Annotated in this window: 4 protein-coding genes; 1 reads left to right on the forward strand and 3 read right to left on the reverse strand. The window is 72.3% G+C overall.

The annotated features are described in order from the left end of the window. From cbiE to trxA, 3 genes are all read right to left on the reverse strand, one after another. Nucleotides 1-750, reverse strand: a 750-nt coding sequence (gene cbiE / locus ACTUAL_RS17140; RefSeq protein ID WP_440900975.1) for a precorrin-6y C5,15-methyltransferase (decarboxylating) subunit CbiE, incomplete at its 3' end; no start/stop codon positions are given. Next, nucleotides 747-1139, reverse strand: coding sequence for a pyridoxamine 5'-phosphate oxidase family protein (locus ACTUAL_RS17145; RefSeq protein ID WP_015800614.1), 393 nt, complete (start codon nt 1137-1139; stop codon nt 747-749). The genes ACTUAL_RS17145 and cbiE, both read right to left, overlap by 4 nt. A 188-nt stretch (nt 1140-1327) precedes the next feature. Next, the gene (trxA, locus tag ACTUAL_RS17150; protein ID WP_096492331.1) at nt 1328-1723 is read right to left on the reverse strand and encodes a thioredoxin; all 396 of its coding nucleotides are present in this window, start codon (nt 1721-1723) and stop codon (nt 1328-1330) included. A gap of 166 nt (nt 1724-1889) precedes the next feature. On the opposite strand from trxA, the gene ACTUAL_RS17155 reads away from it, so the two are divergent. Next, nucleotides 1890-2285 (forward strand): transporter substrate-binding domain-containing protein (locus tag ACTUAL_RS17155; protein WP_440900976.1); only part of this gene is annotated, 396 nt, incomplete at its 3' end.

Consider the following 2285-nt stretch of genomic DNA (forward strand, 5'->3'; position numbering starts at 1 on the left):
GCTGCCCGCGCCCGCGCCGACGTCCCACAGCAGCTCGCCGACCCTGGGGCCGAGCAGGGCGAGGCTGACGGCGCGCACCTCGCGCTTGGTGATCTGGCCGTCGTGCTCGAAGGCGTCGTCGGGCAGCCCCGGCGCCCTGGACAGGCCGCCGGGGCCGCACTCGACGGCGAGCACGTGCAGCGGGTCGGCGGCGCCGAGGTCGTGGTGGACGCGCTCGTCCGGTCCGCCGAGCTGCTCGAGGACGGTGATCCGGGCGTCGGGGGCCAGCTCGGCGACGGCGCGCGGGTCGGCGCCCAGGAGCAGGAGCCTGCGGTGCGGCTGGAGGTGCGGCACGAGCAGCGAGGTCGGGCGGCCGACGAGGCTGACCACCTCGGTGCGGTCGAGCGCCCAGCCGAGCCTGGCGCAGGCGAGCGAGGCGGACGAGGGGTGCGGCACGACGGTGACGCGGTCCGCGCCGAGCAGCCGGACCAGGGTGGCGCCGATGCCGTGGAACAGCGGGTCGCCGCTGGCCAGCACGCACACCCGGCGGCCCGCGTGCGCGGCGAGCAGGTCGGGGAGGGCGGGCAGCAGCGGGGACGGCCAGGCGACCCTGGTGAACTCGCCGGGGACGAGGTCGAGCTGGCGGGTGGAGCCCATCAGCACCTCGGCGGAGGCGATCTCGTGGCGCGCGTGGCCGGTCAGGCCGTCCCAGCCGTCCGCGCCGAGGCCGACGACGGTGATCACGTCGCCGGTGGTTGCTCTCGCGCTCACCTCAGGCCCAGCACCCTGGTGATCGCGATCTCGATGACGACGCGCTCCGGGTTCTCCCTGGGCACGCGGTAGCGCTCGGCGTAGCGCCGAACGGCGTCCGCGACCGACTCGGCGTCCTGCCGCACCACCGCACGTCCCTCCAGGGTCGACCAGCGGGCGCCCTCGAACTGGCACACGGCGACGAGCGCGCCGTCCTCGCCCGCCGCGAGCACGTGGCGCACCTTATGCGAGCCGCGCGAGCTGATCACCCGCGCTGTCGCGGAGGCCACATCGAGGGTGACGCCGACCGGGGTGACGTGCGGCGTGCCGTCGCGGCGCAGGGTGGTGAGGGTGCAGACGCGGCGTTCGGTCCAGAAGCGGACGAAGTCGGCGGATTTCGCGGCGAGCATGGGTGAATCATGCGTCACGGGCGAGGTCGCGCACGACGGGCGCGGTGTGCCGGTGGACACGCGGGGGCGGCTTCGGGGGAGTCTCAACAGGGTGTTGAAGAACGAGCGGCGCAGACTCATGAGACGACGAGAGGCGGGACCCTGATCCGGGTCCCGCCTCTCGCCACGCCTGTTCCCGAGCGCGGCGCTCAGCCCTTGGTGGCGGGCTCGCCGTCGGTCTCGTCGGCCTGCTGCTCGGCCACCTGCTTGCGGACCTCGTCCATGTCGACCTCGCGGGCCTGCTTGATCAGGTCCTCCAGCGCGGTCTCGGGCAGGGCGCCGGGCTGGGCGTAGAGCACCACGCCGTCGCGGACGATCATCAGCGTCGGGATCGAGCGCACCTGGAAGGCCTGCGCGAGCTGCTGCTGGTCCTCGGTGTCGACCTTGCCGAAGACGATGTCCGAGTGCTTCTCGGCGGCCTTGTCGTAGACGGGGGCGAACTGGCGGCAGGGCCCGCACCAGCCCGCCCAGAAGTCGACCAGGACCATGTCGGAGCCACCGACCACCTCGTCGAAGTTCTCCGTGGTCAGCTCCACCGTGGCCATACGCTCTCCTCGCTAGTCGGCTTCGGGGTTCGTCCCCCGACTACCCCGTTCAACGGATCGGCTACCCCGCGGATTCCCTTCAACAGGAAGTCAACCTCTTCAACAAAGCGTAGACACTTTCAACAAAAAGTTGTAACTTCCTGGCACCCGAAGCCAGGAGGTGCCCATGGCCGTGCGCCGTACCGCTCTGAACACCGCTTTCGCCGCCCTGCTCCTGCTGTCCGCCTGCGGCGGCGGCGACGGCGGTTCCGGATCGGCGGGGACGCCCGGCGTCTCGGACGACCTGCCCGCCACCGGCGCGATCGTCGACGCGGTCGCCAGGGACGACGCCCTGGCCGCGTCGCTGCCGCCCGAGGTCACCAGCGCGGGCAAGCTCAAGGTCGGGTCGAACATCCAGAGCCCGCCCAACAACTTCTACGCCGCCGACGGCAAGACCCCGGTCGGCTCCGAGGTCGACCTGATCAAGGCCGTCGGCAAGCGCCTCGGCGTGGAGGTCGTGCACGAGGACATGGCGTTCGGCTCGCTGATCACCAGCCTGCAGGCGGGCCGCGTCGACGTGACG

This window comes from Actinosynnema sp., assembly GCF_052038725.1.